The organism is Vibrio sp. V42_P2S4T144, assembly GCF_009904715.1.
Classification (GTDB): domain Bacteria; phylum Pseudomonadota; class Gammaproteobacteria; order Enterobacterales; family Vibrionaceae; genus Vibrio; species Vibrio alginolyticus.
This window is the reverse complement of record NZ_WXWS01000294.1, coordinates 1-7,668: the sequence shown is the minus strand read 5'-3', so window position 1 is coordinate 7,668 and position 7,668 is coordinate 1. Positions and strand designations below refer to the sequence as shown.

Here is a 7,668-nt window from a genome sequence, read left to right as displayed (position 1 = left end):
TAAGGCTTTATCGTATAAAGAGAAACGACTTTTTTAATTTTTTAGCTCAACATCACACGTCATTCAGTGAGGTTTAACTTTAACCTCTTGACGCTTTTTCGTTCCACTAGAGTCGGCTCTAATTGTACGACCTGTGCCTCTGTTGATTTTTCATCCAACTTTCGGACAAGAGTCTCAACGGCAGCCTGCCCCAAACGGTACTTAGGCTGATGAATGGTAGTTAGCGATGGCGACATAAATTTCGCGATATGGATGTCATCGTAACCAATAATGGATAGGTCGTCCGGCACTTTAATACCGAGCTCATTTGCGGCGTTAATCACACCCATCGCCATCATATCGTTAGAGACGAAAATCGAGCTGGGTAATGCGCCACGCTGAGCCATTTTTTTGAACGCTTGATACCCACCCTCACATTCGAAGTCAGACTCAATGATCCAATTGGCATTAAATTCCAAGCCAGCTTCGTTCATTGCTCGCTTATAACCTTCGTATCGCATTTGCGCTTGGTGTTTAATCAAAGGGCCAGTGATGCACCCAATTTCGGTATGGCCGCAATCAATTAAGTATTTCGCCGCTAAGTAACCGCCACGAAGTGAGTTGTCTTGGATTTTATCACTTGTAAATAGCATCGGCCCCCAGTCCATTACCACTACTGGGATATCTGGGTAACGCTCAAATACATCGATACGCTCTCCTTCTAGCGACGAACACATCAAAATCAAACCATCGACACGCTTTTGCAATAGCGTATTAATGGATTGACGCATACGTTCGTTATCACCCTCGGTGTTACATAAAATGAGGCTGTAGCCTTTTTGGTAGCAGCTGCGTTCGACGCCTTTTACGACTTCGCCAAAGAATGGGTTGGTTGAGGTTGTCACGAGCATACCAATGGTTTTGGTACGATTAACTTTGAGGCTACGCGCCAACGCAGAGGGCGCGTAGTAGTTAAGCTCTTTTGCGGCATTGTTAACGCGTTCAGAGATCTCTTCGCTCACAAAACGCGTCTTGTTAATAACATGGCTCACTGTTGAAGTGGAAACCCCTGCCAGTTTTGCGATGTCTTTCATCGTCGCCATGTTACTACTCCTATTTTAATGAGGCGTTATGCGCCTTATTGTTCAGCGAGAAACGCGTCCACCTCTTCGCGGGTTGGAATCGACGTTTGCGCGCCAAAGCGGGTCACAGAAATTGCAGCCGCCGCATGTGCAAACTTAATCGCTGATTCTAAAGGTAAATCTTCTAGGAGACCAGTGACGAATGCCCCATTAAATGTATCGCCCGCTGCGGTAGTATCCGTCGCTTCAACGCGGAAACCCGAGATGATTTCGCCTCGACCGTTTTGGCTTAGCCAAACGCCTTTTGCACCGAGTGTGATCATGACAATTTCTATACCTTTACCATGTAGCACATTCGCCGCTTCTTGCGCGCTTTCGTTGTCTGTTACAGTAATACCTGTCAGAACTTCAGCTTCCGTTTCATTTGGTGTAATCACGTCAATGCAAGACAGTAATTCATCTGACAGTTCGCGAGCTGGCGCTGGGTTCAGAATGACATTGGTTTTGGCATCTTTCGCGATTCGCGCAGCTTTCTCAATGCCGCACATCGGCGTTTCCAATTGCATTAGCAAGTAATCTGCTTGGCGAATACGCTCTAAATCTGGCTCAATCGCTTCTGCTGTCAGTTTGGCGTTCGCTTCAGCTGAAATGCAAATGCTGTTCTCACCACTGTCCGACACTTGAATCATCGCGATACCTGTCGGGCAATTTGGCTGCATCTTCACACCAGTGATATCGATGCCGTCCATTTTGAAGTTTTCGCGAATGTTAATGCCGAATGAGTCGTCGCCCACACAAGCGATAAAACCGATGTCTGCATTTAATCGCGCCGCCGCGACGGCTTGGTTGGCACCTTTGCCACCTGGGATAACTTGATAGTTGCGACCATGCAGCGTCTCGCCTGGGCGAGGGAAAGAAGGCACTTGAAGAACATGGTCAGCGTTTACACTACCTAACACCACTAACTTATTCATACGGTTATCCTCGGTTCTGAATGAACCCTTTTAAAAAACTGTTTAGGAAAATACATTAGATGACTTTAACTTCTCTTCCTGATGAAGGAGTCTCGATAAAAAGCCAAAGGCATCTATACCCCACACTTTGCAGTATTTTGGGTAAGTTTGCCCTCACCTCCTAAACGACAGATATAAACGGAGGAGAGAGCAAAAATTAGGATGATTTATTGGAACTTGAAACTTACTTAGTGACTACTTTTAGTGGTACTGGGATGTACTCTTCTACTTCTTCACCTTTCAAAACTTTGTCAGCCGTTTCAACACCTAAAGCACCGATAAGGTCTGGTTGCTGAGCAATAGTTGCCGCTAGTTTGCCACGGTTAACTGCTGCAATGCCGTCTTCCGTACCATCAAAACCAACGATAACGACATCTTTGCCAGAAGCTTGAACTGCGCGAAGTGCACCTAGCGCCATTTCATCATTCTGTGCAAATACCGCTTGTACATCCGGGTTAGCCGCTAGCAGGTTTTCCATTACGTTTAGACCTTTTGTGCGGTCAAAGTCAGCTGGTTGGCTAGCAAGAAGATCCATATCGCTGCCCTTCACGGCATTCATAAAGCCTTCACCGCGCTCACGCGCTGCCGATGTGCCCGCAATACCTTCAAGTTGAATGACTTTTGCTTTTTCGCCTACTTTTTCCATGATGTAGTGGCCTGCCATTTCACCACCAATTACGTTGTCCGACGCGATGTGACTCACGACTTCACCACGGCTTGCACCACGGTCTAATGTCAACACAGGGATCTTAGAACGGTTCGCCATACGAATTGCATTAGACACTGCATCAGAATCCGTTGGGTTGATAAGAATTGCTTTTACGCCGCGAATACTTAAATCCTCGATGTTCGACAGTTCTTTACTCGGGTCATTTTGCGAGTCCAGTACAATTAAGTCGTACCCCAATTCTTTCGCTTTTGCTTCCGCACCGTCTTTCATCGTTACGAAGAACGGGTTGTTTAGCGTCGAAACCACAATCGCCATGGTATCTTGAGCTTGCGCCGCTACCGATACGGTTGAAGAAAGAAGTGCAGCAGAGATAAGAGTTGCAAGTTTTTTCATCGTTCTAGTCCTTTGTGTAGGGTGAGCCAGTACACGTCCCCTGACTCGGTTTGTATTCACTGTTTTATATATACAGATTGTTATGAATTACTTGTTTTTGTTGTCTACCAATACCGCCAGCAAGATAACCACTGCTTTTGCAATCATTTGGTAGTAGGAAGAAACATCAAGTAGGTTAAGTGCATTGTTCAAGAAACCGATGATCAGCGCACCAATCAAGGTACCCATGATACGGCCTTTACCGCCCATCAAGCTGGTACCGCCAAGAACAACCGCTGCGATAGCGTCTAGCTCGTAGCCCATACCTGCTGTTGGCTGCGCCGAAGAAAGACGAGACGTTACAATAATGCCTGCAAGCGCTGCTAACATACCGCAGATGGCGTAGACACCAATCTTCACTCGGTCTACATTGATACCTGATAGGCGAGTCGCAGACTCATTGCCGCCTAGTGCGTAAACATAGCGACCAAAGCGCGTGTGGTTAAGTAAATACCAAGCCGCAGCGAACACAACCACCATTAACCAAACAGGAACTGGAATGCCTAGCGCGTAGCCAGTACCAAACCATGCGAACGCATCCGCGGTGTCAGTAAAGCCTGTCGAGATTGGACGACCTTCGGTGTACACCATGGTCACACCGCGTAGTAACGTCATGGTAACCAGCGTAGCGATAAATGCCTGCACCTTACCCTTCGCAATAATGATACCGCTGATCGCACCTAACGCTGCACCTGCGACTAAAGCAGTTGGAACCGCCACCAGCACCGGAACCTCAAGCGCAATCATGCTTGCCGCAAAGGCACCACACAATGCCAATACCGAACCAACACTTAAGTCTATGCCTGCTGTTAAAATAACTAATGTCATACCCACTGCGATAATGGCATTCACGGAGGTTTGACGAAGAATGTTGAGAATGTTGTCGACCGTAAAGAAGTTCGGGTTCAAAAATGACACAACAACGATCAGAAAGATCAGAGCTATCAGTGATTTTTGTTCAATCAGCCACTCTTTTGTGAACAACTTCTTGTTGCCAGTTTCGGTTGGTTTGCTCATGGTATTCGTACTCATGCTGCTTCCTCATTGATCTCTTTGCCTACGGCACAGGCGAGTAATTTTTCTTGATCGGCGTCTTTCGCATCAAATTCGCCAGTGATACGACCTTCATGCATCACTAAAATACGGTCGCTCATGCCGAGCACTTCAGGCATCTCGGAAGAAACCAAGATGATGCTCATGCCTTCGGCCTTAAACTTGTTGATGAGCTGATAAATCTCTTTTTTTGCTCCGACATCAACACCACGTGTTGGCTCATCCAGAATCAGAACTTTAGGTTTCGTCATTAACCCTTTCGCAATCGCAACTTTTTGCTGGTTACCACCAGATAAGTTGCCGATGATTTGATCTCGCGTTGGGGTTTTAATGTTGAATAACTTAATAAAATCTTCCACAGCAATCACTTCGTCGCTGTGTTGAATCTGGAAGCCTTTGGTCAGCTGGTTTAGCGAACAAAGTGACATGTTCTCCTTAACCGAAAGACCTAAAACCAAACCATCGCCTTTGCGATCTTCAGAGATGTAAGCGATACCATTTGCCAAGCCATCTTGCGGGCTAACCGGGTTAATAGTTTTGTTATCAAGATTGATAACACCATGCTCACTAGGTAATGCGCCGTAAATGACTTTCATGAGTTCAGTGCGGCCTGCGCCCATCAAGCCAGAAATTCCAAGAATCTCACCACGCTTGAGAGTAAAGCTCACATCCTGAACGCCAGACCCAGTCAAACCAATGACTTCAAGACAAGTTTCGCCATGTTGGACATCAATACGTGGATATTGCTCTTCTAATTTTCGGCCAACCATCATTTCAATTAGGCCATCTTCATCAATGTCGGACACCTTGCACTCACCGATAAACTTACCATCACGAAGCACCGTAATATCATCACAGATTTCAAAGATTTCTTTAAGACGATGCGAGATGTATACGATGCCGCATCCTTGAGCACGAAGCTCATTAATCACTTTAAACAGTGATTCCGTTTCGGTATCGGTCAATGCGTCCGTTGGCTCATCCATAATGATGACTTTCGACTCAAACGAAAGTGCCTTTGCAATTTCCACCATTTGTTGTTCACCAAGGCTTAAATCGCCAAGCAATGTTTTTGATGAGTGCTTTACATTCAGACGTTTTAAAAGCTTGTCAGCTTCGTCATACATTTTGCCCCACTGGATACGCCCTAAGGATCCAGTGAACTCTCGTCCCAAGTAAATATTTTCGGCAATCGTCAGTTCAGGAATCAGGTTCAGCTCTTGGTGAATAATGCTAATACCAGCTTCCTGTGAATCGCGTGGACCTTTAAAGGCCGCCGGCTGACCTTGATATTGAATTCTCCCCGCATCCATGTGGTAAATGCCTGTCAACACCTTCATTAACGTTGACTTGCCTGCTCCATTTTCACCCATCAGCGCCATAACACGGCCTGGATAAACATTCAGGCTTGCTTTGTCGAGTGCTTTTACGCCCGGAAACGCCTTCTCAATTTCGCTTAGTTGTAGAATGGCTTGAGTCATAATCTGTCCTCAATATCTCTGGCTTAAAAAACCACGCCCGCTTGGAAAATAACGTTCGCATATGGCGAGCATTCGCCCGTTCTTACGATAGCGCGACTTTGGGCCGTGCGTGCTTTAAACGCTTCATGTGACACGTAGCTCACCTCAATAGATTTGCCCGTTTCTTCACTCTCTTTGCTCAGTTCGTTGAGCAACGCTTCATGCAAAACTGGGCTTGCATCAGAGAACTCTTCCGCAATGATGACCCCTTCGATTTGGGACTCAGATAGAATTACGCGAACAGTATCAAGAAAACTTGGTACCCCATGCGTTAGCGCCAAATCGATTCGCTGAACATGCTCTGGGATTGGTAGACCAGCATCACATATCGTGATCTCGTCGGTGTGGCCTAGCGTCGCCACCAAGTAAGAAATATCTGAGTTAATTAGGGTACTTTTTTTCATCTCATCGACCTTTCGGTTACACGTTCATACAACCATGAGCGCCTGTTTTAAAATGTTTTCGTTATTAACAGAAAACTCATCGAAACGTTTCGATGAAATAATAATTCGTCATCGCAATTTGACCAGTGTGAGATCGATAAGGTGTGAGAATGATCTGTAATTCAATTGTCATTGAATAGGAAAAGTGCACTTGAGTCACACTTTACCATCGAAACGTTTCGATGACGGTATTTCCCTGTCATTACAGTTAGGTTTTATACAGGGAGGGAGGAAAAGAGACGTCCAACTACTGAGAAAACCTCTAGTTAATAAGCTCGAAACCTTTCACGTCATCACAATTCTTAGATAGCTGCCTGATTTTGGAGAACGCTCACCTTACAATCTGGTTACAATTTGCCAAAACACATCATCCGTTCAGTACCTTACCTGGTACGCGACGTTTGTAGGGACACAAACGGAAACTAAGAACCATAATGAAGTTAAGCAATAGAGTCATTTTGCTTGTCGCGCCAGTGATCTTATTAAGCGCGTTAGTATCTAGCTATATTATTTATAGCATTCAAAAAGTGACGCTCATCAAGCGGGAAGACAGCTATATTCAGTTGCAGATGGAAAAGCTCGCCGGGCAGTTTCGACAAGCGAATATTTTTCTTAATAGCTATGCCTATACGCTCAGTAAAAGTGATGTATTACAAGACTATTTGGTAAATCATAACAACCCCTATCGTGAACGAGTCTTGTTTAACCGATTAGACGAGACCGCTGAAGTATTGAGCCATGGTTACAAAGGCGATGCGAGCATGGCGATCCTCGACGGAAAACAAAACCTTCTCTACTACACAGAAAACAAATATTACGAATCATCGGGCGTGGTCGACCCAAAGGTGTTAGAGTACATATCACGAAGTTTCAATGAGAGAGAGGCTTTCAGTCATACTGGCTTTATTTATAACTCCAGTGGACAAAGCATTCTTCTTCAATATGAGGTCGTCGACAAAAGAACGGGGACTCACCCTTTGAGCTTTGACTCGAAAAATGTGTTTTTTGTGGTAGTTTCCGTATCACTTGAAGCCTTTAACGAGATTAAGCATGAAATCGAGTTTGACACGCACAGCGTGATTACTTTCGCCGACAAACCCATTTATCTTGATATTCCTCTCGCTCAAACCATTGAGCTGCTGCCGCACTTTTATGCCGTGCTTTCTCCTGCCGAATATTTAATGTGGAATAAAGTCGATAAAGTGTGGCTAGAACTTGCTTTCTCCTTTGGCGTAGCGGCGTTTTTCACCATCACATTAATCATTTTGGTGTTGTACCGCTATGTGTTGCGCCCTGTTTCTCGCCTTGATAAGCAGCTGAACGAACTTGAATCTAATCAACGTGACAATATTGAAAAGCTAGAAACAAACGATGAAATAGGACGCCTCTCTGCACGCTTTTTTGATATGTATGAGGAACTTAATGTCATCTATAAAAAGACAAAACGCCTAGCTGAAACGGATCACCTGACGCAAC

The 7,668-nt window shown here is 45.2% G+C and carries 7 protein-coding genes; 1 reads left to right on the top strand and 6 read right to left on the bottom strand.

From position 1 onward, the window contains the following. Positions 1 to 59: 59 nt before the first annotated feature. From CAG68_RS10165 to rbsD, 6 genes are all read right to left on the bottom strand, one after another. On the bottom strand, positions 60 to 1,082 hold the full coding sequence (locus CAG68_RS10165) for a substrate-binding domain-containing protein (RefSeq protein ID WP_161441100.1): 1,023 nt from the start codon (positions 1,080 to 1,082) through the stop codon (positions 60 to 62). A 35-nt stretch (positions 1,083 to 1,117) separates the two neighbouring features. Further along, entirely contained in the window at positions 1,118 to 2,035 is a 918-nt protein-coding gene (rbsK, locus tag CAG68_RS10160) for a ribokinase (protein WP_005382617.1), read from the bottom strand. 223 nt (positions 2,036 to 2,258) lie between these two features. Next, the gene (gene rbsB / locus CAG68_RS10155) at positions 2,259 to 3,137 is read right to left on the bottom strand and encodes a ribose ABC transporter substrate-binding protein RbsB (RefSeq protein WP_005373143.1); all 879 of its coding nucleotides are present in this window, start codon (positions 3,135 to 3,137) and stop codon (positions 2,259 to 2,261) included. An 87-nt stretch (positions 3,138 to 3,224) separates the two neighbouring features. After that, positions 3,225 to 4,208 (bottom strand): ribose ABC transporter permease, encoded by a 984-nt coding sequence (gene rbsC, locus CAG68_RS10150; RefSeq protein WP_005382618.1) that lies wholly within the window; start codon positions 4,206 to 4,208, stop codon positions 3,225 to 3,227. After that, positions 4,205 to 5,710, bottom strand: coding sequence for a ribose ABC transporter ATP-binding protein RbsA (gene rbsA / locus CAG68_RS10145; RefSeq protein ID WP_086047462.1), 1,506 nt, complete (start codon positions 5,708 to 5,710; stop codon positions 4,205 to 4,207). Before rbsA ends, rbsC begins: the two co-directional genes overlap by 4 nt. A 23-nt stretch (positions 5,711 to 5,733) precedes the next feature. Beyond that, on the bottom strand, positions 5,734 to 6,153 hold the full coding sequence (gene rbsD / locus CAG68_RS10140) for a D-ribose pyranase (RefSeq protein ID WP_005382620.1): 420 nt from the start codon (positions 6,151 to 6,153) through the stop codon (positions 5,734 to 5,736). 473 nt (positions 6,154 to 6,626) lie between these two features. Here rbsD and CAG68_RS10135 point away from each other — a divergent pair. Then, positions 6,627 to 7,668: HAMP domain-containing protein (locus CAG68_RS10135; protein WP_443083858.1), on the top strand; the 1,042-nt coding region annotated here is incomplete at its 3' end.